At 46.3% G+C, this 24,209-nt stretch carries 21 protein-coding genes and 2 pseudogenes; all 23 read right to left on the bottom strand.

The window, feature by feature from the left end; genetic code table 11:
- Position 1: 1 nt before the first annotated feature.
- Complete coding sequence (gene aroC / locus ACJMM4_RS00500) at positions 2-1,096, bottom strand: chorismate synthase (RefSeq protein WP_405379494.1); 1,095 nt, start codon at positions 1,094-1,096, stop codon at positions 2-4.
- Entirely contained in the window at positions 1,093-2,394 is a 1,302-nt protein-coding gene (gene aroA / locus ACJMM4_RS00495) for a 3-phosphoshikimate 1-carboxyvinyltransferase (protein ID WP_405379493.1), read from the bottom strand. The genes aroC and aroA overlap by 4 nt, the downstream gene beginning before the upstream one ends.
- A gap of 7 nt (positions 2,395-2,401) precedes the next feature.
- Entirely contained in the window at positions 2,402-3,466 is a 1,065-nt protein-coding gene (aroB, locus tag ACJMM4_RS00490; protein ID WP_405379492.1) for a 3-dehydroquinate synthase, read from the bottom strand.
- On the bottom strand, positions 3,466-4,338 hold the full coding sequence (locus tag ACJMM4_RS00485; protein ID WP_405379491.1) for a prephenate dehydrogenase: 873 nt from the start codon (positions 4,336-4,338) through the stop codon (positions 3,466-3,468). Before ACJMM4_RS00485 ends, aroB begins: the two co-directional genes overlap by 1 nt.
- 116 nt (positions 4,339-4,454) lie before the next feature.
- Positions 4,455-5,468 carry a 3-deoxy-7-phosphoheptulonate synthase gene (gene aroF, locus ACJMM4_RS00480; RefSeq protein ID WP_405379490.1) on the bottom strand — a complete coding sequence of 338 codons (1,014 nt, stop codon included), beginning with the start codon at positions 5,466-5,468 and terminating at the stop codon, positions 4,455-4,457.
- Positions 5,469-5,611: 143 nt separating this feature from the next.
- Positions 5,612-6,625: a 3-deoxy-7-phosphoheptulonate synthase gene (gene aroF, locus ACJMM4_RS00475; protein WP_405379489.1), complete on the bottom strand. Its 1,014-nt coding sequence runs from the start codon at positions 6,623-6,625 to the stop codon at positions 5,612-5,614.
- Between the two features lie 398 nt (positions 6,626-7,023).
- Positions 7,024-7,767 (bottom strand): sulfite exporter TauE/SafE family protein, encoded by a 744-nt coding sequence (locus tag ACJMM4_RS00470; protein ID WP_405379488.1) that lies wholly within the window; start codon positions 7,765-7,767, stop codon positions 7,024-7,026.
- 155 nt (positions 7,768-7,922) lie between these two features.
- Positions 7,923-8,822 (bottom strand): S1 RNA-binding domain-containing protein, encoded by a 900-nt coding sequence (locus ACJMM4_RS00465; RefSeq protein ID WP_405379511.1) that lies wholly within the window; start codon positions 8,820-8,822, stop codon positions 7,923-7,925.
- Between the two features lie 22 nt (positions 8,823-8,844).
- Entirely contained in the window at positions 8,845-9,201 is a 357-nt protein-coding gene (gene rsfS / locus ACJMM4_RS00460) for a ribosome silencing factor (RefSeq protein ID WP_405379487.1), read from the bottom strand.
- 15 nt (positions 9,202-9,216) lie between these two features.
- The gene (locus ACJMM4_RS00455) at positions 9,217-10,263 is read right to left on the bottom strand and encodes an LCP family protein (RefSeq protein WP_405379486.1); all 1,047 of its coding nucleotides are present in this window, start codon (positions 10,261-10,263) and stop codon (positions 9,217-9,219) included.
- 23 nt (positions 10,264-10,286) lie between these two features.
- The gene (yqeK, locus tag ACJMM4_RS00450; RefSeq protein WP_405379485.1) at positions 10,287-10,859 is read right to left on the bottom strand and encodes a bis(5'-nucleosyl)-tetraphosphatase (symmetrical) YqeK; all 573 of its coding nucleotides are present in this window, start codon (positions 10,857-10,859) and stop codon (positions 10,287-10,289) included.
- The gene (gene nadD, locus ACJMM4_RS00445) at positions 10,860-11,471 is read right to left on the bottom strand and encodes a nicotinate-nucleotide adenylyltransferase (RefSeq protein ID WP_405379484.1); all 612 of its coding nucleotides are present in this window, start codon (positions 11,469-11,471) and stop codon (positions 10,860-10,862) included.
- Positions 11,472-11,518: 47 nt separating this feature from the next.
- Entirely contained in the window at positions 11,519-11,725 is a 207-nt protein-coding gene (locus tag ACJMM4_RS00440; RefSeq protein ID WP_405379483.1) for a hypothetical protein, read from the bottom strand.
- Positions 11,722-12,936, bottom strand: a complete 1,215-nt coding sequence (locus ACJMM4_RS00435) for an ABC transporter permease (RefSeq protein WP_405379482.1) — start codon at positions 12,934-12,936, stop codon at positions 11,722-11,724. The genes ACJMM4_RS00440 and ACJMM4_RS00435 overlap by 4 nt, the downstream gene beginning before the upstream one ends.
- Positions 12,937-12,941: 5 nt before the next feature.
- Entirely contained in the window at positions 12,942-13,625 is a 684-nt protein-coding gene (locus ACJMM4_RS00430; RefSeq protein WP_405379481.1) for an ABC transporter ATP-binding protein, read from the bottom strand.
- A gap of 16 nt (positions 13,626-13,641) precedes the next feature.
- Complete coding sequence (locus ACJMM4_RS00425) at positions 13,642-14,709, bottom strand: efflux RND transporter periplasmic adaptor subunit (RefSeq protein WP_405379480.1); 1,068 nt, start codon at positions 14,707-14,709, stop codon at positions 13,642-13,644.
- A 219-nt stretch (positions 14,710-14,928) separates the two neighbouring features.
- Positions 14,929-16,203 (bottom strand): SLC13 family permease, encoded by a 1,275-nt coding sequence (locus ACJMM4_RS00420; protein ID WP_405379479.1) that lies wholly within the window; start codon positions 16,201-16,203, stop codon positions 14,929-14,931.
- Between the two features lie 155 nt (positions 16,204-16,358).
- Positions 16,359-17,492, bottom strand: a complete 1,134-nt coding sequence (locus ACJMM4_RS00415; RefSeq protein WP_405379478.1) for a sodium ion-translocating decarboxylase subunit beta — start codon at positions 17,490-17,492, stop codon at positions 16,359-16,361.
- Between the two features lie 223 nt (positions 17,493-17,715).
- Positions 17,716-17,841: pseudogene (locus tag ACJMM4_RS00410) on the bottom strand (OadG family protein); the annotation flags it as partial.
- Between the two features lie 643 nt (positions 17,842-18,484).
- Positions 18,485-19,759, bottom strand: a complete 1,275-nt coding sequence (locus tag ACJMM4_RS00405) for an SLC13 family permease (protein ID WP_405379477.1) — start codon at positions 19,757-19,759, stop codon at positions 18,485-18,487.
- Between the two features lie 38 nt (positions 19,760-19,797).
- A complete protein-coding gene (locus ACJMM4_RS00400; RefSeq protein ID WP_405379510.1) occupies positions 19,798-20,928 on the bottom strand; it encodes a sodium ion-translocating decarboxylase subunit beta in 1,131 nt (376 codons plus the stop codon).
- A gap of 36 nt (positions 20,929-20,964) precedes the next feature.
- Positions 20,965-21,090: pseudogene (locus tag ACJMM4_RS00395) on the bottom strand (OadG family protein); the annotation flags it as partial.
- 314 nt (positions 21,091-21,404) lie between these two features.
- Positions 21,405-24,209, bottom strand: a 2,805-nt coding sequence (locus ACJMM4_RS00390) for an efflux RND transporter permease subunit (RefSeq protein WP_405382518.1), incomplete at its 5' end; no start/stop codon positions are given.

The raw sequence follows: 24,209 nt of genomic DNA, 5'->3' as shown, positions 1-24,209 counted from the left end.
CTTATTTCTCCCACTTTTTTGCTTCTAAGATTAAATCCCACAGTGTCCAAGCTGTAACCGCTTCAATAACAGGTACTGCCCTTTGTACAATACAGGGATCATGACGACCTACAATGGTCAGGGTAGTATCCGCATGCTTGGACAGGCTTACCGTCTTCTGTTCTCTGGAAATAGAAGGGGTAGGCTTCATGGCTACACGGAACACCAAAGGCATACCGTTGCTGATGCCGCCGGTAATGCCGCCGTTATGGTTAGTATAACCACGTACAGCACCATTTTCGTAGTGTAATTGGTCGTTAGCCTCTGCACCTGTCAAAGCAGCAAAGCCAAAACCATCACCAAACTCGATGCCCTTTACCGCAGGTACGGAAAAGAGTACGTGGCTTAAACGGCTTTCCAAAGAATCAAAATAGGGAGCGCCAATACCTGCAGGCACGTGAGTCGCCATCAGTTCGATTACACCGCCCACGCTGTTCAGCTCGCCTTTAGCTTGCAAGATACGCTCCTGCATCTTGGCACCCACTGCATCCTCCAACACCGGAAAAGCCTTAGCGTTCAACCCTTGCAGAGTAGCATCGCTTTCGCCCATAGGGTTGAAGCTGCGCTCTTGCACATCATAGACACTGGCAATATGGGCGCCAATAACAATACCATACTGCGCCAAAGCCTGTTTCGCCACAGCACCGGCAAAAACTAAAGGTGCAGTCAGGCGGGCGCTGAAATGGCCGCCGCCGCGATAATCGTTAAAACCTTGATACCGTACATAACCTGCGTAATCGCCATGCCCCGGGCGCATCTTATCTTTCAATATGCTGTAATCTTTAGAATGTTGGTCGCCGTTTACGATCCGTGCACACAAGGGAGTACCTGTAGTATAACCCTCGAAGAAACCGCTTTGGATTTCCACAGCATCTTTTTCCTTGCGCGCCGTGGTCAGCGCACTTTGTCCGGGAGCACGACGAGCCATTTCTTTGGCAATGGCTTCTTCATCCAGCTTCAGTCCGGGAGGCAGACCATCCAGCACTACGCCGATAGCCTTACCATGAGATTCGCCATAAATGGACATCTTAATATTCATGCCAAAAACGCCGCTCATGCCAACACCTCCACTTTACCGCCTACACTTTGATAATCCTCCCAAAAAGTGGGATAGGACTTGCTTACACTGCCTGCGCCATTTAATACGAAAGGCTCCTTGCAGACTTGGGCTGCAATAGCTAGGCTCATAGCAATGCGGTGATCATTCCAGGCATCCACTTCGCCACCGCCTGACAAACCTTCAGGACAGCCTTCTATGGTCATCCCCTCAGCCTCTTCCGTAATCTTCGCACCTAATTTATTCAGCTCACTGGTCATAGCAGCCAAACGGTCACATTCCTTAATCCGCAGACGGCCTGCGTTAATAATTTTGGTCGTCCCCTTGCTAACGGCAGCCAAAACGCTAAGTACAGGAATAATATCCGGGCAATTGGAAGCATCGATTACAGTAGCCTTAGTCGCACCACCGCTCACAACCACGCTGTTTTCACCGCGGGTAATAGCAGCGCTCATGCGCTCCATAATCTCCAGAACTGCTTTGTCGCCCTGCAGCGTATCTTCGCTAATACCCGTACAGGTAACAGCTTCGCCCAAAGCACCACCCACAGTCCAGAAGGCGGTTTGGGACCAATCTCCTTCTACATGGCTGTTTAAAGCCTGATAATGTTGATTGCCGGGAACTATATAGCGACGATGCGCATTATTTTCATTAATAATCTTAATACCATATTTAGCTAAACAGCTAATAGTCATATCCACGTAAGCAGAAGATTCCAAGGGAGAAATAATCTCAATGACAGAATCACCCTTGAGCAAAGGCAAGGCAAAAAGCAGACCGCTGACGAACTGACTGCTTACATCTCCGGGCAGGGAGAAGGTACCTGCTTGCAAACGGCCGTTAACCGTCACAGGCAGATTGCCGTTGTCGTTAAAATATTGGATAAACTGTTTATCGAAAATATCGTAATACGCCTGTAGCGGACGTGACACCAACTTGCCGTGGCCTACGAAAGTCAAAGGACAGCCCAGCATAGCGCCCAAAGGCAGGAAGAACCGCAAAGTAGAACCGCTTTCACCGCAGTCTGCAAAATCTTCGGAGGCTACAGGATGACCTGTACCTGTAATCTGCAAAGCTGTACGCCCCGGAATCATGCTGGGAATTTCGTCCACAGCAACGCCCATTGCCTTTAAGCAGCGCATGGTTGCTTCAATATCCTTGGACATACTGATATTGTCTACAATACTGGTGCCTGCTGCCAAGCCTGCACAAATAATTTCCCTGTGCCCCATGCTTTTAGAAGAAGGCACCTGTACGCTTCCTTGTAATTTACTGGGGAAAATTTTTACCTTATCCATAATCATCTCATCCCAAATATTCCGGCACCTGCTGCCAATCCAGCTTTTGCAGCACACCTTCGCCTAAAGCTTTAAGGATAATAATCGTAATGCTGCTGCCGTTTTTCTTCTTATCCCTTGCCATGGTGGAAAGGAGTTCTTTTTTCTCCACACCTGCTGCCAGGGGCAGATTATATTTTTCTAAAACTGCTTTAATGCGTGCCGCAGTACCTACAGTCGTTAAGCCCATTGCTTCCGTACGTGCGGTCAATTGATACATACCGATGGCTACGCCTTCGCCATGGGTAAAGCCGCTGTAGCCAAAATGCTGCTCCACAGCATGACCTAAAGTATGGCCAAAGTTCAGCAGCATCCGCAGCCCTGTATCGAACTCGTCTTCTTCTACAATACGGGCTTTAATAGCACAACAGGTAGCTACTACGCTGTCAATATTCGCCAAAAGCTCTGCATCATCAGCAAAACCGGCAATCTTGTCAAAAAGGGCTGCATCTTTAATACAACCATATTTAATGGCTTCTGCCAAACCATCGTGAAGGAAACGAGTGGAAAGAGTCCGCAACAGGTTTGTATCGATAAACACAGCCTTGGGTTGGTAGAAGGCACCTGCCAGATTTTTGCCTGCAGCCAAGTCCACTGCCACCTTGCCACCTACGCTGCTATCAATCTGCGCCAGCAAAGACGTGGGCACCTGCACGAAGGCAATGCCGCGCATGTAGCTGGCAGCGGCAAAACCGCCCAAATCACCAACTACGCCACCGCCCAAAGTAAGCAGTACGTCCGTACGAGTGAGCCCCGCTGTCGCCAACTGCTCCAGCACCTGACTCAACACCGTCATATTCTTGCTTTGCTCCCCTGCTTCGATAACTACTTGCACCACTGCCAAACCAGCAGCCTCCAAGCTTGCTTGCAGCTGTGCTGCATACAAGGGCGCTACATTAGTGTCGCTAACAATAGCAGCCTTACGTGCTTTAGGCAGCAACGCTGCTACCTTGCCACCAACAGTAGGTAGCAGACCCGCTTCAATTTCGATATCGTAAGCATGAGCACCTAAATCCACATGAATCTTTTCCATTAATATAGCTCCTTCCGACGTGCAGCGCCTTTACGCATTAAATCTTTCAAGGTTTCGCCATCCCCTGCCCGCAAAGCGTCACGCCACAGTACAAGCTGCTCTATATATTTATCAACTTCATCAGCAACCTTGTCCTTATTGGCAAGGAAAAGGCCGCACCATAACTCAGGATTAATGTCTGCTACTCTAGTGCCGTCGCGGAAACTGCCTGCTACAAAATATTTTGTCTTATCACTGTAGGAGGCACTGTCCACCAAAGCAACTGCAGTCACATGAGGAAGATTACTGGTAAAAGCAATGGTCCTATCGTGTTCTTCCGGCGTAACCTGCACTGTCTGCTTACATCCCAAAGCCAAAGCAAAAGCTTCCAGCCATTTGATAGCAGCGGTGGTATTTCCTTTTTCCGGAACAATAATGTAGTTAGCGTTACGGAAAATTGCTGCATCGCTCATGCCTAAGCCGCTGCCCTGGCGTCCTGCCATGGGGTGACCGCTGATGAACTCCATGCCTTGGGGTAGCACTGCTTGTACTGTAGCAATCATATCATTTTTAATACCGGCCACATCCGTCAGCAGCACATCTTCCTTAAAAAAGCCCACATTGTCCTTCATAAAGCTTGCTATAGCTTCAGGATAAATGCAGCAGATAATCACATCTGCCTGGCGCAAGCGTGCATCCGCCTCGGACAAGCCTAGATCAATCAGCCCCTCGTCCATAGCTTGTGCTAAAACTGCAGCATTACTCTCGATACCGATAATCTGCCTTACTCCCAACTGACGCAGAGCTTTGGCATAAGAACCACCAATCAAACCTAAACCTACAATGGCAAAACTAAGCTCCTGCCAGTTGGTATTTCTAAAACCAGCTTCCAAAATATCACTCCTAAATCTTCCATCCTACTAATATACGATTAGAGGTTGGGTGGAACGCCCAACCTCTAGCATCTACTTCTATTCTACAAATATTCAACTTTACCTTTATTTTCAGGTTATAATTCACGACCTACGATTTGGGCAATACCGCGCAAATCCTGCATCAAGCGGTCAAAGCGACCGGGTTTCAAGGATTGAGCACCATCGCACAGTGCACATTCAGGATTATTGTGTACTTCGATCAAAAGGCCGTCAGCACCAACTGCAATAGCTGCTTTAGCCAAAGGCTCTACCATCCACCACAGACCTGCCGCATGGCTGGGGTCTACAACTACGGGCAGATGGCTCAGCTTCTTAACTGCAGGAATAGCACTCAGATCCAGAGTGTTGCGGGTATACTTTTCAAAAGTGCGGATACCGCGCTCGCACAGGATAACGTTTTCGTTACCGCCTGCCATAATGTATTCTGCGGACATAATCCACTCTTCGATAGTAGCGGAAAGACCACGTTTTAACAGAATGGGCTTATTGGTTTTGCCCAACTCCTTCAACAGCTCGAAGTTCTGCATATTACGCGCGCCTACTTGGATAATATCCACATCTTCTACAAAGCGCTCAATCTTATCAGCACTCATGATTTCCGTGCAGATAGGCAGACCGGTTGCTTCTCTGGCAGCCTTCAAGTAATCAAGGCCCAATTCTTTCAACCCTTGGAAAGAGTAAGGAGAAGTGCGGGGTTTGAAAGCACCACCGCGCAATACGGTAGCACCACTAGCCTTAACGTCTTGGGCTACTTCCGTAATCTGCTCAATGCTTTCTACAGAGCAAGGACCTGCGATAACCTGAATCTTTTTGCCACCGATGGGCACACCGCAAACATCAACAATGGTATCATCCGGATGGAACATGCGGTTAGCGCGTTTGAAAGGCTCCTGCACACGCATAACCTTTTCTACGCCCTCATTAACCAAGAGCAGGTTCATATCCAAAGCGCTGGTGTCACCAACTACGCCGAACAGGGAGGCATTGACGCCTTCGCTGGCGTGGATTTGGTAGCCGCGGTCTTCCAATTGTGCTTTCAGTCTAGCTTTGTCTTCTACAGTGGCAGTGGGTTTGAATACGATAATCATGGTAAAATCTCTCCTTTTAAACTATGCTACAATACTACAATTCTACTTTATAGCTCAAAAACGAGGACGGATAAGTCACGTTTTAACTATACTTCATTAAACTATTGCCGAAAAATTTTTATTCGACAAATGCTGCTTCAAAATTACATTTCACGGCCGACGATGCGGGCAATACCCTTCAGTTCGCCCATCAAACGTGCGAAACGTTCCGGTTTTAAGGATTGGGCGCCATCGCACAGTGCACATTCGGGGTTGTTGTGTACTTCGATCAACAAGCCGTCAGCACCAACTGCAATAGCTGCTTTAGCCAGAGGCTCTACCATCCACCACAGACCTGCTGCATGGCTGGGGTCTACAACTACAGGCAAATGGCTCAGTTTTTTAACTGCAGGAATAGCACTCAGATCCAGAGTGTTACGGGTGTAATGTTCGAAAGTGCGGATACCGCGTTCGCAGAGAATAACATTTTCGTTACCGCCTGCCATAATGTATTCCGCAGACATAATCCATTCTTCAATAGTAGCGGAAAGGCCACGTTTCAGCAGGATGGGTTTGCGAGTTTTGCCCAGTTCCTTCAGCAGTTCGAAGTTCTGCATATTGCGCGCGCCTACTTGAATCAGGTCAACATCTTCTACGAAACGTTCAATTTTGTCTGCACTCATAATCTCAGTGCAGATGGGCAGACCGCTTTCTGCGCGAGCAGCCTTTAAGTAATCAAGGCCCAGTTCTTTCAGACCTTGGAAGGAATAGGGAGAAGTACGGGGTTTGAAAGCACCGCCACGCATCAAGGTTGCGCCGCCGAGTTTTACAGAATTGGCAACAGCAGTAACTTGTTCTTGGCTTTCAACGGAGCAGGGACCGGCAATAACTTGAATCTTCTTGCCACCAATAGGTACGCCTGCAACATCAACAATAGTATCTTCCGGATGGAAAGCACGATTAGCGCGTTTGAAAGGTTCTTGGACACGCATTACCTTATCAACGGCATCGTCGATACGGAGCATGTTCATATCCAAAGCACTGGTATCACCGATAATACCGAAAATGGTCATATTAACGCCATTGATTTCATTAATTTGGAAGCCTTGGCGCTCCAAATTTGCTCTCATCTTCGCTTTGTTTTCCTCAGGGGCACCCGGTTTGAATACGATTACCATAATTCTCTCTCCTTTTGCGGCCTGCGTCTTTGCAGCCTGTGTAAATATTTTCAAGATGTATTTTGCTATTAAAAAAGCAGGCTCCGTAAAAGAGCCTGCTTAAAAAGCATTGTGAGGATATGTCAAAATACTATATAGGCTTCTATTACGCGTACTGCTTTATGCTTTTTTCCATGCCAAATAACCGGTGCTAAAGTAATAGCTAAAGACCGGTGCAAAGTAAAAGCCGTATGCAGTTGCTGCGTTTAATTTCATAGAATCCATTTTTTCACCTGCAAAATAATCTTCTCGCTTAAATCAGCGATTGAGGTAATTTTACTGCTAAGTACAGCGTTCGTCAAGCAAAAGCAAGTACTTTACGAACATTTTTTATTTCTGCGAAAAAAATGTAACGGAGGTTACAAAATTTCGCTAATTCCGTGGGCAAGCATCATTAAAGCACCTGCCAAGACAATGCACAGGGACAGACGGCGGAAAAGCTGCTGGTTCAAATAACGGAACATTTTCTCTCCTGCCCAAATGCCCAACAAAGTACCCGGAATCATGGTATACATATAATCCCAATTTTCTACAGCGCTAATATTACCTGCCCAATAGCTAGCACCTACCATAAGAATCCCTGTGACGCCAAAAATCCAAATCATATTGGCGCGCATTTCTTCCTTGGCTGTGTGCTCATTCAGAAAATATAAAACCAAAGGCGGACCGCTGACACTGGTACTGGCTCCGAAAAAACCGCTTAATACACCTGCCCCTAAACGCCCCAAAGTTTTATTTTTAATAGGCACCGTATACTGCAAGCTCATTAACAGCGTCGCCAAAATCAGCACCACGCCCAAAAACAGTTCTAACTTCACCACAGGGATAATGTTCAATACCTTACTCCCGGGAAGCATGCCTATGAAGCTGCCAATACTAGTAAGCATTACCGTACGCCCGTTGAACTGCCCCCATACCCTGTACATCGTCAACGCGCGGAGCAGCACCGTCAACACCAGTACAAAGATAATCGCCCATTTTACAGGCATAACCAGGCACAATGGCGGTGTAGCTACCAACGCAAACCCAAATCCGGAAACAGTAGCAAAAAACGAGCCTACGAAAATAATCGCACCAGCAGCAAGCAAATTAAAAACTTCCATCATCGCACTCCAAATAAGAATGAGGCTAGAACAAAACTAGTCATTGTTACCATATCCCTAGACGAATCATTGTGATTCTGCACGAAATGAGCTAAAATCGCACGTGAGTCGGGATATGGTAACATGACTATACATGTCCAAGCCTCGCATATAATCTATTTATTTTCCTGCTCAGTCAGGTAAGTCCAGCCATCTTCCTGGCGCACCTTACCTTCTTTCATCAAATGCCCCAAAGCACGCTTAAAAGCAGCCTTGCTGATGCCAAACTTCTGCTTAATAATCTCCAAGGGAGTGGAATCGCAATAAGGCATACTGCCATTGCGTTTCTGCAGAAAGTCATAAATATCCTGCGCATCTGCAATCATCGCGTTTTCCTTTTGCAAGCGCATGGAAACATTAATGCGCCCATCCTCGCGGATATAGGTTACACGGCAAGTAACCTGCTGACCGAAATCAAGGCGACCACCGGGAACCTCGCTACGATGCAGGAAAGCAATAAAGCGCTGGGTAGTGAAGATAAAGAAACCTTCCGGCAGAATATTGTAGATAGTGCCGGTTACACTGTCGCCTACTTTGATACCTTCCGCAGGCTTAGAAGCACGCACCATATCATCTTCCACACGCATAGTTACTGCAGGACGACCGCTTTTATCGCGGTACAGCTTAACCCATACCAATTGGCCTTCTGACACATGGCCGCGCATTTGGCTGTAAGGCAGGAATACGCCACGTTCTGCGCCAATATCTACGAAACCACCGTCACGGGTAACGCTCAACACACGCACATAACCCAACTGCCCTTCACGCATTTTAGGCAGTTTCATGCTGGCAGTAAGACGCTTGCTGGGGTCTAAATACAGATAGACCTTAACGCTATCCCCCACCTTGACTTCTTCCGTCTGCTGCAGTTTATGCAACAGGATATCGTCATTAGTATCACCGGTGCCACCGTCTAAGAAAGCGCCCATTTCGCCTACACGGACAACTTTCATAGTGACAACATCGCCTTGACGATATTTAGTATTGTTCTGAATCACTACAGGCTTACGACCCATAGGCTTCATCGGCTTTTTAAAATTATTCATCTTCATTCTCCACAAAAGCTTCGGAAGGAGCATCTGCCCACAATTGTTCCAAATTGTAGAAGTCGCGTTCTTCCTCTAAGAAAATATGTGCTACAACATCGCCGTAATCTAAAAGCACCCAACGTGCATCAGCATAGCCTTCTTTATGAGTGGGGAAAACACCTTCTTCGCCCAGTTTATCTTCAATATTATCAGCAATAGTCTTTACCAAAGTAGAGTTGCCGGCACTGCAGATTACATAATAATCAGTTACTGGAGACAAGCCCTCCATATTCAGCAGTAAAATGTCCTTTGCCTTTTTATCACTAGCAGCAGCAGCAATTTTCATAGCGATTTCTTTAGTGTTCATTGATTGTCCTCCTTGTTAAGATGTTTTTTCTTTTTCGTTATCAATCTGCTCTTCTTCAGAGCCTGCATCCTGTTTGTCCGCTGTCTCCTCTTTAATATAGGGAATACCCAGCTCGTCCAGGGATTTATTTACAGCGTCTTTATCAGCAGCCCAATAGCTGACACCGCTGCTATCATCAAATTGACCGTACAGCATACAGCTACGGATCTTATCATCGCCAAACAGCTTAAAGCTGTTGGCTGCCTTGAGCATGGTCAAAGTATTCAAATCCGTCTGGATATATTTATCCAAAGCGGACATCAAACTACTGATTTTGCCCACATTCTGCACGGAGAACATCTGCTCCGCTGCAGCTTTGAGGAATTTCTGTTGGCGCTGTACGCGCCCAATATCGCCTAATTCGTCCTTACGGAAACGCACATACTTGCCTGCAGTTTCGCCATCCATGTGTTGATAGCCGTGTTTAATATCTATCACCAGATTAGCGTAAGGATCTTCATAGTACATATCCTTGTCTACGTAGATATCTACACCGCCAATCAAATTGACGATATCAATAAACCCACGCCAATCGGCAAGACAATAATAGTGGATGGGCACCCGCAGCAGGTTAGCCACGGTCTGCTTAGCCATTACTGCACCGCCATAAGCATAGGCAGCATTGATTTTTTCCGGATCCTTGTGCCCCGGCAATACTACCTTGGTATCACGGGGAATGGATAAAACAGCAACTTGATCCTGCTTAGGGTCAAAACTAAGCAAGATAATAGCATCAGTACGTTTAGGCTCCGACGCTGCCGCTTCGCTGTCACCGTCATCAATACCTAAAAGCAGAATATTAATGCGCTCGTTAAGCTTTTCATCCTTGCGGATGTTTTCATCGGCAGCAGCTATATTGGCTTGGGGTGGATTAATCAGATTATCATAAACCCATACACTGCTCCAAAAAACACCAAAGCCCACAAGCCCCACTAATATCAGGAAACATAGCAGTCTGCCCCAGCGCAGCTTGCGTCGCACCTTGCGATGGTGTTCATTATTTTCTTTTTCCATATCTTCCATTGCTTACTCCCTTAAAGCAGTGCTTACTCTTTTGCAGCTAAAATCAATTCGTTATAACCTTCGATACAGTGGGGATGAATCAAAAGCCCACCATCCAGCAAATAACGAATCGTATTGCTATAAGCCATCAGCATAGCTTGATCAAGGTTCTTATGTGCCAACTTGCGCAACTCTTCCACACCGGGGAAATCACGTCCGGGTTCAATCATATCAGCCAAGTAAACTACCTTTGCCAAATCAGTCATGCCTGCCATGCCCGTGGTATGGTAAAGAATCCCGTCCAAAATTTCCTGATCTGCTATGCCGTATTTATGCATAGCGTTGTAAACACCTAATTTAGCATGGAGCAAAATGGGTTGATTAAGCTCCACCCAGTCAATAGGCAGTCCCAACTCTTGCGCCTTCCCTACACTTTCCTTGCTGCCAACCTCGCGGCCGCAGTCATGCAGCAACGCAGCAATAGCAATTTTTTCTTGTGGCAGCTGATGGGACTTAGCCAATTCCAAGGCTGTTTCGTAAACGTGCACAGAATGCTTATAGCGCTTGGGAGGAATGGATTCCTTCAGCAATGCTTGCATTTCTTCTAAATTCATCATTCAACATCTCCTGCCATACAGACCATGGTCATAAATATAGCGCTCCACAGCTTCCGGCACTAAACCTGCCAGACTGGCACCGCTTTTAATGCGATTGCGGATATCTGTAGAGGAAATATCATACTGGGGAGTATCCAAAAGAATAATCTTTTCTCGAGCACGTTCCCCTAAATGGGAAACCACCTCGTCCATAACGCCTTCATAACCAGGTCGCCCTGCAGCTACAAAAGTAGTTATTTCCAACATTTCCTCAATGTTATGCCAAGTATGCAATTGGGCCACACTGTCCGCACCAATAATAAAGAACAGTTCCTCCGTTGGGTAGAGCAGATGCAGTTCTTTAATGGTATCGATGGTATAGGAAATCCCTGTACGGCGCAACTCCATATCGGACACAGAAAAATGAGGATTGCTAGCCACTGCCAGCTTCGTCATCATGTAACGGTCTTCCGCTGGGGCAAAATCCTGCTCCAGCTTGTGAGGCGGCACGTAGGCAGGGATAAACACCACTTTTGCCAAGCCCATGCCCGTAAACACAGCTTCCGCCATGTATAGATGCCCTACATGAATGGGGTCAAATGTTCCCCCTAAAATTCCAATTTTGGCAGCCACAGCTTTCCTCCTCCAAGTTGATTACACAGTCTTACTATTTTATTATATCAACCAGCAAAGAATTCTACAACCTTTTGCAGAAGAATAATTATAACAATTAGCAAAAGTACAAAACGTGACCTATCTTTAAAATCAAAAACAGTTTTAGGCCTTCTCAGAAAATCCAAGAAGGCCTGCAGATAATCATGCAAACTTGCTTTATTTTTGTGAGGCGGCCTGCCGTCGGGCAGGTCGCGCAAATAATTTTTTCTCATTCGTACCTCAATGCATCAATAGGATCAAGCAAAGCAGCCTTTCTAGCGGGGTAAATACCAAAGAACAGGCCGATACCCACAGAAAAGACTACAGCAATAATAATGGCACTTACGGAAATAACCGTATTCCAACCGGCCAAAGCGCTGATTACAAAGGAAGCACCTACACCCAGCACTACGCCTAAGCTGCCGCCTACAATACCGATAACCATGGCTTCAATCAAAAACTGTAGCAGAATATTATTATAGGTGGCACCCAAAGCTTTGCGAATACCGATTTCCCTAGTACGCTCCGTTACAGATACCAACATAATATTCATAATGCCGATACCGCCGACCAACAGGGAGATAGCGGCAATGCAGCCTAACAACATAGTGATATTGTTGGCAGTTTCCATCATGGTATCCATAATGGCAGCCATATTGCGGACAGTAAAGTCGTCGTAATCGCCTTCTTTAATCTTATGGCGTGTGCGCAGCACCTGTTCCATTTCCGCCTGCACATCATTGATAACGTTTTCGTTCTCCGCTTGAATAGTAATGCGTTGTACATAGGTAATGCCCATCATACGTTGCATGGCAGTGTTCAAAGGGATGTAGACAATATCGTCCTGATCCTGTCCCATACCGCTTTGGCCCTTGCTTTTCAGCACGCCCACTACTTGGAAGGGTGCCTTGTTCACACGCATAATCTTGCCTACCGGATCCCCTTCCGGGAAAAGGCTGTCAGCAACAGTCTTACCAATAACCGCTACCCTGGAACGACTGGAGTTGTCACGTTCCGTCAAAATGCGTCCGTCTTCAATCTCCAAACTTTGAATGGAGAAATTACTAGGAGTAGTACCTTCCACACGGCTGTTCCAGTTTTGATTGCCCGCAACCAGTTGGTAGCTTTTGCTGACGCTGGCACTCATGGAGGCAATGCCATCCACTTGCTTCAAAATAGCCACACCGTCATCATAGGTAAGGCGTGCACCTTCACCAGCTGCCAAACGAGTACCCGTGGCAGTACGCCCGCCGCTGGTAATTACTAACAGATTACTGCCCAACTTGGAAATATTGTTCTTGATGTTTTCCTTCATGCCAAAGCCTAGGCTAACCATGGCAATAACAGCACCAACACCAATGATAATACCTAATAATGTCAGTAAAGTACGCAGTTTGTTGGAAACCATGCCATCCAAGGCCATTTTAATGGATTCGTTCAACATAACGCCTACCTTCTTTCGTCACTTACTAATTGACCATCCCGCATAACCAAGATGCGCTTCGTCTGCTCAGCTATATCCGGTTCATGAGTAACCATAACCACAGTCTTACCACGATTGTTCATCTCCTTAAAGATATCCATAATCTCATAACTGGATTTTGTATCAAGGTTGCCCGTAGGTTCGTCCGCCATAATAATGGCAGGATTATTAATCAAGGCTCTGGCGATTGCTACACGCTGGCGCTGGCCACCGCTCATTTCCATGGGCTTATGATCCAAACGCGCCCCCAAGCCCACTGCCTCCAGTGCCTGTTTGGCACGCTCCATCCGTTCTTCCTCCCCTACGCCTGCATAAACCAAAGGCAGCGCCACATTGGCTTGCGCCGTCAGTTTGGAAAGCAGATTGAAGTTTTGGAAGACAAAGCCAATCTTGGCATTACGGGTGTGCGCCAATTCATCATCGTTATAACCTGCAATCTCCTTGCCATCGAGGAAATATTCTCCGCTGGTAGGACGATCCAAGCAGCCTAAAATATTCATCATGGTTGATTTACCGCTACCGGAAGGTCCCATAATGGAAGTAAACTCACCAAACTCAATAGTAACATTCACGTGATTCAGCGCATGGACAACGCTGTCACCCATAATGTAGGTTTTCATAATATCTTTTAATTGGATTACCGTTGCCATCACAGTCACCTCATCCTTACATGGGAGGACCCATTCTGGTATTGGTCTGCTTTGCCACTGCCTTCTTGACCAACAGTTTATCGCCTTCTTTAAGACCATCAGCAGTTACTACGATATTGCTATCGTTGGACAAACCAACGGTAACGTCCACATCCCTGCTTTCTTTGCTCTGCTCGTTATAAACTTTAACATAACGACGTTTGCCTTCGCTGTAGATGCAGTTCAACGGCACCATCATGACATCTTTGGCTTCGTCCACAATGAACTCTGCACGAGCAGTCATAGTAGGCAGCAACTTACCTTTGGCATCATCAACAGTTACGTACACTTTATAGTAAATAACATTATTTTCGGTTTCCGCACTCTTAGACAACAAGCGAACCTTTCCCGTAAAAGTTTCATCAGGGTATGCGTCTACAGTAAATTTAACCTTTTGTCCCTCTTTAATTTGACCAATGTCAGACTCGTCCACCATAGTTTCAATTTCCATATTATCCAAGGTTGCTACGGACATGATTACTTGCGGTGTACTGATACCGGAGCTGATGGTTTGGCCTACAGGGGTAGGTTTACCGATAATATAACCATCAATAGGAGTAGTGATAATAGTATCGCTTACATCAGAAGCTGCTTTATCATAATTACTTTTTGCCACCAAATAATCTGCTTCTGCCGTATCAAAGGTGGATTGGCTGACAGCGCCACGCTCCAACAGCTGGGCATAACGATTATAGGTCAACGTTGCTTCACGCAGACGTGCAGACATCTGCTTTAAGGTAGCCTGCAGAGCAGTATCGTCCAAGCGTACCAGTACGTCCCCTGCTTTAACATGTTGGTTTTCTTTAACCAACACTTCTACGATACGACCGGTGATTTTGGAGCTGATATCTACGTTATCCATAGCGGTCAACGCACCGGTTGCAGAAACTGTTTCCGTCAGATCACCGCGGATAACAGTACCAATTTTCACAGTATTCGCCACTACTTTAGTGCTTTGATAATATTTATAACCACCATAGCTACCTGCTAAAAGGATAGCGCAGGCGATAATGATGTACTTATTGTTTTTCAAGAACTTCAACATAACGCATCCCTCATTCTTCTTTTAGTAGTTTAATTATAAACCTCTGTCTCTTTTAGGTCAAAACTATCATACCAAGAAGTTGTGTTTTTTGTATGACAAAACAAGAAAATTTCAAACCAAGATAATACGCGTAGAAGATTTTGTGTTATATCATTAACTCTACTTTAGCATACAAAAAGCCTGCCGCGTAATGCGACAGGCTTTAGTGTTATTCAGGTATTATTTGCCGGGGAAGAACGGCCATACCATAGGAATTACAACCAAGGATACTACGAAAGCAACGATTACCAGACCGGTACCAGCTTTTACATAGTCCATGAATTTGTAACCGCCAGGGCCAAGAACCAGGGTGTTCGGAGGAGTACCTACAGGAGTTGCAAATGCGCAAGATGCTGCAACTGCAATTGCCATCAATACAGCCTTCGGGTCAGCGCCCAGTTGTTTGGAGATTGCAATGCCGATGGGGCACAGCAGAGCTGCGGATGCAGTGTTGGACATGAATTGGGTCAGGCCGCAGGACAGGATAAACAGAACTGCGGTTACAACCAACGGAGACGGGGAACCACCCATCATACCAACGGTCCATTCAGCGATCAATTTACCAGCGCCGGTTTTATCCATTGCGGAGGATACAGGCATCATACCTGCGAACAGGAAGATGGTTACCCAGTCGATGGAAGCATAAGCTTGTTTTTCAGTCAAGCAGCCGGTCAGCACGCAAACCAAAGCACCGATTACAGCAGCCATTTCCAAGGTAATACCTTTGATACCCAGTGCCATTACCAATACTACGCACAGCAGGATAACGCCGGATACCATTTGTTTGCTTTGAGAAGCTTCACTAGCTTCGATTTCTTGTTCGATTTCTTGGTCAGCATCCAATTCTTTCTTCGGCAGCAAGTATTTGCCAACGAACATCATGTACAGCATACCAGCTACGGAAACAGGAATACCGATCCATGCGAATTCGAAGAAACCAAAGGTGGGCAGACCAGCAGCACTCAGAGCGCCGGTTGCGATAATGTTAGGAGGAGTACCTACCATGGTGATGATACCGCCCCAACCGCAAGCGAAAGCCAACGGCATTAATTGACGAGAAGCAGGAATTTTAGCAGCGGAGCAAATGCCCAGAGCTACAGGCAGCAAGCAAGCTGCAGTACCGGTGTTGGACAGAACTGCGGACAATGCAGTACCAACTACCATCAAACCAAACATCAGGCTGTTTTCACCGGTGCCGCACATTCTAACTACGGTGTTACCGATTTTTTGAGCCAAGCCGGTGTAGAACATTGCTGCACCAACTACGAACATGCCGGCGAACAGTACTACGGTGGAGTTAGACAGGCCGCTAAATACTTGTTTAGCAGGAATCAAACCTAACAGACCACAACCGATTGCTGCGGCGATAGCAGTAACTGCTAGAGGGATAAGTTCAGTTACGAAAAATAATGCAACTACTGCCAACAGAATTAAACATTTAATTGCAGGGGACATAACGTGTACCTCCTTTAAAATTTTTATATACAATACCCTAAGGCATCATATACCATGTTTTTCAGTTGTACAAAGAACTTTTCAGCTTCTAAGCCAAGAGAATTTAATGTTTGGGGGTGCTATGGGCACCCCCGTAGGGGAGATCCTAAAGAGGATTATTTAGCAACAGGACCGATCATAGCCAGCATGGTACCTGCAGCAACTGCAGTACCGATAACGCCTGCTACGTTAGGACCCATAGCGTGCATCAGCAAGAAGTTAGCAGGGTTGCATTTTTGACCAACTTTTTGAGATACACGAGCAGCCATAGGAACTGCGGATACACCGGCGGAACCAATCAACGGGTTGGTTTGACCACCATCAATCTTGCACATCAGGGTACCAAAGATTGCGCCTGCAGCAGTACCTGCTACGAATGCAACCAAGCCCAGGCAAATGATCAGGATGGTTTGATAGTTCAAGAAGGATTCAGCGCTCATGGTCAAGCCGGTACCGGTTGCCAGCATGATGGTTACAGTGTTCATCAATGCGTTTTGAGCGGTATCGGACAGACGATCCAAGCAGCCAGCTTCTTTGAACAGGTTACCCAGCATCAGCATACCAATCAATGCAGTTACGGAAGGTAACAGCAAGGAGATAACGATGGTGCACATAATCGGGAATACGATCTTTTCAAACTTGGAAACCGGACGCAGCTGTTGCATAACGATCTTGCGGTCATGTTCAGTGGTGCAGAGCATCATGATAGGGGGCTGAATCAGGGGAACCAAGGACATGTAGGAGTAAGCAGCTACTGCGATTGCGCCCAACAGTTGGGGAGCCATTTTAGCAGCCAGGTAAATGGAGGTCGGGCCGTCAGCACCACCGATGATGCCGATTGCAGCAGCTTCTTGTACGTTGAAGCCAAGCAACATAGCGCCCAACAGAGCGATAAATACGCCTGCTTGTGCAGCAGCGCCTAAGAGCAGGGTCTTCGGATTTGCAATCAGGGGACCGAAGTCAGTCATTGCGCCTACGCCCAAGAAAATCAACGGCGGGAATACTTCATGGTGAATACCATACATAATTACGGACATAACGCCGGGAGCCTCGAAACCGTTTTTGGGGATGTTAGCCAATACGCAGCCAAAAGCGATCGGGGACAGCAGCAAAGGTTCGAAACCTTTACCAATTGCCATATAGAGCAGAATCAGGCCTACACAGATCATGATTACATGACCGCCGGTCAATGCGGAGAAGCCGGAGTCGTTCCATACGGAAGTCAAAGCAACAATAAATGCTTCAAACATTGATTAATTCCTCCTTGTTTTTCCCATTCGGGATGAAATAAGTGCGCTTTGCCAAAAGGCAACAAAAGCTTCATTAACGAAAATGGCTCGCCGTTAGCTGCCTCCTCCAGTCTCCCCTAGCCTGTTAGGATAAGCTTGACGCTTACAGCCTACGTGTCAAATCATTGCCGTAGATGAAGCTGCTTAAAGCAGCAAATGCCACTTTGAAACCAAACTATTTCGCTCTTGCTTTGGTGGGGTCAACGTATTGGATTAAATTCATCAATACACCCAAAGCGATAAGCACGCCGAATACAATGGTCATGTTGATCAAGGCAATCAGCCACGGATTGGTAGTTACAGGACCCATCAAATCACCTCTTCCTCTTTAACAAAAGCATTTTGTAAGCTAAGTAAGTTGGATTACTTTTATAACTTATCTTACTTTAGTAAGTATAAAAGCAAATTATCCTTTATTCTGTTGCTTACGCCACACCGTTTTCCCTATAGTCGCTTACATTATTTACATAATTTATTAACAATAACTACAATATGTTTACTATACTTTACTAAGGATTTTTGTGACCTAGGCAACAGAAATCCCCTACTCTTCTGCTAAAATAGTAGACGCAAAGCAACCATTTAATATCCTCTCAATCTTCAATTTTTCTTATTGAAGGATTGGGAGAAAAAGGCCGAAGCTGCTGCGAACTACTTCGACCAAAGAAAATAACCAGTGCGACCTGGTTATTTTTTTTGCGCAATTTTAGGCATAAAAAATAGGCTGGGACATTATAGTCACGTTGCCATATCCCGACTCACGTGCGATTTCTTAACGCTCATTTCGTGCAGAATCACAACGAAGATTCACGGCCGATCTTGTTCGAGAAACAAGATACGTTTCAGTTCGCTTCGGTGATTCTAAGCACTCATGAGCTAAAATCGCAATGATTCGTCTAGGGATATGGCAACAATGACTTTTTAGTCTCAGCCTATACTTATTTTATTATAATTTATTTGCCGGGGAAGAAAGGCCATACCATAGGAATTACAACCAAGGATACTACGAAAGCTACAACCACCAGACCGGTACCGGCTTTTACATAGTCCATGAATTTGTAACCACCAGGGCCAAGAACCAAGGTGTTAGGAGGAGTACCAACAGGAGTTGCAAATGCGCAGGATGCTGCAACTGCAATTGCCATCAATACTGCCTTCGGGTCAGCACCCAGCTGCTTGGAGATTGCAATGCCGATGGGGCACAGCAGAGCTGCGGATGCAGTGTTGGACATGAATTGGGTAAGGCCGCAGGACAGGATGAACAATACTGCGGTTACAATCAACGGAGACGGGGAGCCGCCCATCAAGCTTACAGTCCATTCAGCGATCAATTTGCCAGCGCCGGTCTTATCCATGGCGGTGGATACAGGCATCATACCTGCGAACAGGAAGATGGTTACCCAGTCGATGGAAGCATAAGCTTGTTTTTCAGTCAAGCAGCCGGTCAGTACGCAAACCAGAGCACCAATTACAGCAGCCATTTCCAAAGTAACGCCTTTAATGCCCAGTGCCATAACGATTACTACAGCAGCCAAGATAACGCCGGAAATGATTTGTTTCTTTTTATCGTGAGTGGTTGCTTCAATTTCTTGCTCAATTTCTTGGTCAGCATCCAATTCTTTCTTCGGCAGCAGATGTTTACCTACAAACATCATATAGAGCATACCAGCTACGGATACAGGAATACCAATCCAAGCAAATTCGAAGAAACCGAAGGCGGGCAGACCGGCAGCGGTCAAAGCGCCGGTAGCGATGATGTTAGGAGGAGTACCTACCATGGTGATGATACCGCCCCAACCGCAGGCAAATGCCAAAGGCATCAACTGGCGGGATGCGGGAATTTTAGCAGCGGCGCAAATACCCAAAGCTACAGGCAGGAGGCACGCTGCAGTACCGGTGTTGGACAGAACGGAGGACAACAGGGTACCAACCAGCATTAAACCGAACATCAAACTGTTTTCACCGGTGCCACACATTTTAACAACGTTATTACCAATTTCTTGAGCGAGACCGGTATAGAACATTGCTGCACCAACAACAAACATACCTGCAAATAATACTACGGTGGAGTTGGACAAACCACTGAAAACCTGCTTAGCAGGAATCAAGCCCAACAGGCCGCAGGCAACAGCACCAGCGGTGGCGGTAACTGCCAGAGGAATCAACTCTGTTACGAAAAACAAAGCTACAACAGCCAATAAAATCAAACATTTAATAGCGGGAGACATATTTCATTCCTCCTTTGAGAAAATTTTAAGGGACAAACTTATTTAGCAACAGGACCAATCATAGCCAGCATGGTACCTGCAGCAACTGCAGTACCGATAACGCCTGCTACGTTGGGGCCCATAGCGTGCATCAGCAGGAAGTTGGCAGGATTTGCCTTTTGACCAACGATTTGAGATACACGAGCAGCCATAGGAACTGCGGATACGCCTGCAGAACCAATCAGCGGGTTAGTTTTGCCACCGTCAACGGTGCACATAAGCTTACCAAAGATTACGCCTGCGGCAGTACCAGCTACGAAAGCTACCAAGCCTAAGAAGATAATCAGGATGGTTTGATAGTTCAGGAAGGATTCAGCGCTCATGGTCAAGCCGGTACCGGTTGCCAGCATGATGGTTACAGTGTTCATCAGTGCATTTTGCGCGGTGTCGGACAAGCGGTCCAAGCAGCCTGCTTCTTTAAACAGGTTACCCAGCATCAGCATACCGATCAATGCGGTTACAGAAGGTAACAGCAGGGAAATTACGATGGTGCACATAATCGGGAAAACAATCTTTTCAAACTTGGAAACGGGGCGCAATTGTTGCATAACAATCTTGCGGTCTGCTTCCGTAGTGAACAGCTTCATAATAGGAGGCTGAATCAGAGGAACCAAAGACATGTAGGAATAAGCAGCAACGGCGATTGCACCTAACAGTTGGGGAGCCATTTTAGCAGCTAAGTAGATGGAAGTAGGACCATCTGCGCCGCCGATAATACCGATAGCAGAAGCTTCCTGTACGGTGAAGCCCAGCATCATTGCGCCAAGCAGTGCTACGAATACGCCAGCCTGAGCGGCAGCGCCCAAAAGCAAGGTCTTGGGATTAGCAATCAGGGGACCAAAGTCGGTCATGGCGCCTACACCTAAGAAAATCAAAGGCGGGAATACTTCGTGATGAATACCATACATAATAACGGACATTACACCGGGAGCTTCAAAACCGTTTTTAGGAATGTTAGCTAAGATACAGCCAAAAGCGATAGGGGAAAGCAGCAGGGGTTCAAAGCCCTTGCCAATAGCCATGTACAGCAAAATCAGACCAACTAAAATCATAATAACGTGGCCGCCGGTCAAAGCGGAAAAGCCTGAATCTGCCCACACAGAAGCTAATGCTACGACAAATGCTTCAATCATAGGAATAAATCCTCCTTCTTATAATTATTTTGCTTTTGCCTTGGTAGGATCAATATATTGAATCATGTTCATTAACAAGCCCAATGCAATCAGGACGCCAAAGACAATGGTCATGTTAATTACGGCGATCAACCAAGGATTAGTAGTTACAGGACCCATACTTATCACCTCTTTCGTTTGCAAAAATCTTACCACAAGGGCAGCGTCCCTGTTTACATGTATAATTATAAGAGCCCGCGACTTACGGCACTGTTGCCTCTGTCACGAGCACTGTCCACACCCCGCTTACACTACTTTAGGAAGCAGTAGTCTTTAACTTGTTTATTCTTTTATAATTTTAATAAGTTTATCTAAGTATTTTGTAAGCGCATTAAGTTACAATATCCTTTTTAAGACGCAAAAAACCGCTGCAGCGAACTTAATCGCCACAGCGGTTTTTCGTTAGGGGTTAGAGGGGTTGGGATATTTATAAGTTAGATTTGTTCGTTAGGATTATCCTTCTTTTCGCGATGGAACAAACGCTCGATAACAACGAAAAGTACAGGAATCAAGAAGATACCGAACATGGTAGCGATGGTCATACCACCAACTACGGCGTTACCCATGGATACGCGGGCACCTGCGCCCGGGCCGGTTGCAATAGCCAAAGGTACGCAACCCAGGATAAACGCGAAGGAAGTCATCAGGATGGGACGCAGACGGAGACGAGCAGCTTCAACTGCAGCTTCCACAACGCCCATACCATTTTCTTCCATGTTCATCTTTGCATATTCTACAATCAGAATCGCATTCTTCGCAGCCAGACCGATCAAGGTGATCAGACCAATCTGCATATAAACGTCGTTCTGTTGGCCACGCAGATATTGGCTCAGGAAGCAGCCAAAGATTGCGGAAGGCACGGACAGCAGTACGGCCAGAGGAATGGACCAGCTTTCGTACAATGCTGCCAAGCACAGGAATACGAAGATCATAGAAATGATATAGATTTGGGTAGAACGACTGCCTGCTTCGATTTCGTCGCGGCTTTGGTCAACCCATTCATGGGTGTAGGTGTTAGGCAGAACTTCTGCTGCAACCTCGTTAATTGCTTCCATAGCTTGACCGGTGGAATATCCGCTGGCAGGGTCGCCTGCAATCTTAATAGCGGACGCACCGTTGAAACGGGTCATAACGACGGAAGTATTTTTGTTTTGAGGTTTAACCAGAGTATTCAAAGGAATCATTTCGCCGCTATTGCTGCGTACAAAGAAGTAACGCATATCGTCTACATCAGTACGATATTTAGCGTCAGCCTGCATAACTACTTTCCAAGTACGACCGAAGCTGTTAATATCGTTGACTTCAGCACCACCTAAGAAGGTTTGCAATGCGCTAAAGACACTGGATACGGGCACGTTCATGGATTGTGCCTTTTCACGGTCTACTTCAAATTGATAAGCAGGAGTAGAAGTATTCAGAGTGGTGTAGATAGAGCCAATCTCCGGACGTTGACGGCATTTTGCCAAGAACTCGTTAGCACGCTGGCCCATGGTAGTAACGTCTTCACCACCCAAGTTCATCAGGTACAGGCTCAAGGTACCAGTGTTAGATGCACCGGGCAGAGGAGGCGGTTGGAAGGCCATTACGTTCAAGTCAGGATATTTGGCACCAATACCCCAAATCATAGGAATTACGTCCTGAATGGAGTTATCACGCTCTTTGTAGTCCTTCATGGTACAAACCATCAGACCTGCGCTTGCCTTTTGTGCGTCAGACAGAATATCAATACCGGAAACCTGGATGATATTGCTTACGCCGGGCAGATTTCTCAATTCCTTAGACAGAGCATCCATCTGTTGAGAAGTACGGTTATCGGATGCGCCTTCAGGCAGAGATACGGAAACCATGGACATACCTTGGTCTTCAATAGGTACAAAGCCGGAAGGAGTGAGTTTAGCCAAAGCACCAATGCAGATGCAGACAATAGCCAAACAAGCCAATACGGTCTTAGTATGACGGATACATACTTCTACATTCTTAACGTATTTAGCCAAAGTCTTTTCAAACCAAACGTTGAATGCATGTACTGCTTTGCCGATAACGCCCTTGACTTCTTCGTCCTCGCCCTTCTTAACCAAGATCAAGGAGCACAGAGCAGGAGTCAAAGACAAGGCGATCAATGCGGAAAGCATCATAGACACGGATACGGTGATTGCAAACTGTTTGTACAGTTCGCCTACAGTACCGCCGGTAAAAGCTACAGGAACAAATACCGCTGCCAAAACGAAAGCAATTGCCACTACAGGGCCGGATACTTCGTTCATTGCACGGTAGGTTGCCTCTTTAGGAGACATACCGTTATCTTGGATATGATGTTCTACTGCTTCTACTACTACGATAGCATCATCGACTACCAGACCAATTGCCAGAATCATAGCGAATGCGGTCAAGGTGTTGATAGTGAAGCCCAAAAGTACGAAGGAAGCAAAAGTACCAACCAAGGATACAGGTACTGCCAATACAGGAATCAAGGTTGCACGCCAGCTACCCAAGAACATGAATACTACCAGAATTACCAGCACCAATGCTTCAAAGAAGGTATGTGCTACTTTTTCCAAAGATTCAATAATGAACTGGGTATTATCCTGTACTACCATGATCTTCATGTCGTCAGGGAAACGTGTTTCTGCGTCTGCCAGTACTTCCTTAATCTTGCCAACGGTTTCAATAGCGTTAGCATCGGAAGTCAAGGATACGGCAAAAATCGCAGCGTCACCGCCGTTCAAGCGGCCGTTAGTCAGATCGCTACGCGCGCCTTGTTTAATTTCGGCAAGATCACGCAGTTTAAGATTTTCACCATTTTGGGAACGAATAATTACGTTACCAAATTCTTCAGGGGTTTTCAAACGACCTTGGGCACTGGCGGAATAAGCAAATTCCTGTGTATCCGCAGAAGGACGGTTACCAATGGAGCCTACAGGTGCTTGAACGTTTTGAGTTTTAATAGCAGTGGAAATATCATCAACGGTTACGCCCAGCTGAGCCATTTTTTCAGGATTCAGCCAAATGCGCATTGCGTATTCAGGTGCATATTCGCCCAAAGTAGATACGCCTTTTACACGCTTAACGGCATCGATAAAGTTAGCGTCGGCGTATGTTCTCAGGAACATACCATCATAAGTTCTGTTAGGGGAATACAGGGCAAAGAACATAATAGTCTCTGCAGATTCCTTCGCAGTAGTAATACCATAGTTGGTTACTTCGTTCGGCATGGAGCTATTAGCCTGGGATACACGGTT

The sequence above is a fragment of the Phascolarctobacterium sp. genome, assembly GCF_045124115.1.
In the GTDB taxonomy this organism is placed as follows: Bacteria; Bacillota; Negativicutes; order Acidaminococcales; family Acidaminococcaceae; genus Phascolarctobacterium_A.
The sequence above is the reverse complement of the archived record's forward strand: the minus strand, read 5'-3'. Positions and strand labels throughout refer to the sequence as shown.

Coding starts and splice junctions, on each gene's coding strand:
- aroC (WP_405379494.1), bottom strand. CDS start 1,096: ATGAGCGGCGTTTTTGGCATGAATATTAAGATGTCCATTTATGGCGAA.
- aroA (WP_405379493.1), bottom strand. CDS start 2,394: ATGGATAAGGTAAAAATTTTCCCCAGTAAATTACAAGGAAGCGTACAG.
- aroB (WP_405379492.1), bottom strand. CDS start 3,466: ATGGAAAAGATTCATGTGGATTTAGGTGCTCATGCTTACGATATCGAA.
- aroF (WP_405379490.1), bottom strand. CDS start 5,468: ATGATTATCGTATTCAAACCCACTGCCACTGTAGAAGACAAAGCTAGA.
- aroF (WP_405379489.1), bottom strand. CDS start 6,625: ATGGTAATCGTATTCAAACCGGGTGCCCCTGAGGAAAACAAAGCGAAG.
- ACJMM4_RS00470 (WP_405379488.1), bottom strand. CDS start 7,767: ATGGAAGTTTTTAATTTGCTTGCTGCTGGTGCGATTATTTTCGTAGGC.
- ACJMM4_RS00465 (WP_405379511.1), bottom strand. CDS start 8,822: ATGGGTCGTAAGCCTGTAGTGATTCAGAACAATACTAAATATCGTCAA.
- rsfS (WP_405379487.1), bottom strand. CDS start 9,201: ATGAACACTAAAGAAATCGCTATGAAAATTGCTGCTGCTGCTAGTGAT.
- ACJMM4_RS00455 (WP_405379486.1), bottom strand. CDS start 10,263: ATGGAAGATATGGAAAAAGAAAATAATGAACACCATCGCAAGGTGCGA.
- yqeK (WP_405379485.1), bottom strand. CDS start 10,859: ATGATGAATTTAGAAGAAATGCAAGCATTGCTGAAGGAATCCATTCCT.
- ACJMM4_RS00440 (WP_405379483.1), bottom strand. CDS start 11,725: ATGAGAAAAAATTATTTGCGCGACCTGCCCGACGGCAGGCCGCCTCAC.
- ACJMM4_RS00435 (WP_405379482.1), bottom strand. CDS start 12,936: ATGTTGAACGAATCCATTAAAATGGCCTTGGATGGCATGGTTTCCAAC.
- ACJMM4_RS00430 (WP_405379481.1), bottom strand. CDS start 13,625: ATGGCAACGGTAATCCAATTAAAAGATATTATGAAAACCTACATTATG.
- ACJMM4_RS00425 (WP_405379480.1), bottom strand. CDS start 14,709: ATGTTGAAGTTCTTGAAAAACAATAAGTACATCATTATCGCCTGCGCT.
- ACJMM4_RS00420 (WP_405379479.1), bottom strand. CDS start 16,203: ATGTCCCCTGCAATTAAATGTTTAATTCTGTTGGCAGTAGTTGCATTA.
- ACJMM4_RS00415 (WP_405379478.1), bottom strand. CDS start 17,492: ATGTTTGAAGCATTTATTGTTGCTTTGACTTCCGTATGGAACGACTCC.
- ACJMM4_RS00405 (WP_405379477.1), bottom strand. CDS start 19,759: ATGTCTCCCGCTATTAAATGTTTGATTTTATTGGCTGTTGTAGCTTTG.